The organism is Staphylococcus sp. EG-SA-2 (assembly GCF_017152085.1).
In genome coordinates this window covers 1-1,084 of record NZ_JACYHC010000875.1, presented here as the reverse complement: position 1 = coordinate 1,084, position 1,084 = coordinate 1, and the positions used below count along the sequence as shown (strand labels likewise).

Below are 1,084 nucleotides of genomic sequence, written 5' to 3'. Positions count from 1 at the left end.
TGATGTTCGGTTTACCTGCAGCAGCTTTAGCAATTTATCACACAGCTAAACCTGAAAATAAGAAAGTAGTAGCAGGTTTAATGGGTTCTGCTGCTTTAACATCATTCTTAACTGGTATTACAGAACCTTTAGAATTCTCATTCTTATTCGTAGCACCATTATTATTCTTTATTCACGCAGTACTTGATGGTTTATCATTCTTAACATTGTACTTATTGGATGTTCACTTAGGTTATACTTTCTCAGGTGGTTTCATCGACTACGTTTTACTTGGCGTACTACCTAATAAGACACAATGGTGGTTAGTCATTCCTGTAGGTCTTGTATACGCAGTTATTTACTACTTCGTATTCCGATTCTTAATTGTAAAATTAAAATACAAAACACCAGGTCGTGAAGATAAGCAATCACAAGCTGTTACTGCTTCAGCAACTGAATTACCATATGCAGTATTAGAAGCTATGGGTGGCAAAGCAAACATTAAACATTTAGACGCTTGTATCACACGTCTACGTGTTGAAGTTAACGACAAATCTAAAGTTGATGTTCCTGGTTTGAAAGATTTAGGCGCATCTGGTGTATTAGAAGTCGGCAATAATATGCAAGCAATTTTTGGTCCTAAATCTGACCAAATCAAACATGAAATGCAACAGATTATGAATGGTCAAGTAGTAGAAAACCCTACTACTATGGAAGACGATAAAGACGAAACTGTTGTTGTTGCAGAAGATAAATCTGCAACAAGCGAATTGAGCCATATCGTTCATGCACCATTAACTGGTGAAGTAACACCTTTATCAGAAGTGCCTGATCAAGTGTTCAGCGAAAAAATGATGGGTGACGGTATCGCTATTAAACCTTCACAAGGTGAAGTTCGTGCACCATTCAACGGTAAAATACAAATGATTTTCCCAACAAAACATGCAATTGGTCTTGTATCAGATAGTGGTTTAGAACTATTAATCCACATCGGTTTAGACACTGTTAAATTAAACGGAGAAGGCTTTACTTTACATGTTGAGGAAGGTCAAGAAGTTAAACAAGGTGATTTATTAATCAACTTTGATTTAGACTACATCCGCAA

1 protein-coding gene is annotated in these 1,084 nt (G+C 36.3%); it reads left to right on the top strand.

Features of this window, described 5'->3' with window-relative positions:
• On the top strand, positions 1–1,084 hold a 1,084-nt coding region (locus IDG60_RS15570; protein WP_206160897.1), incomplete at both ends, for a PTS sugar transporter subunit IIABC.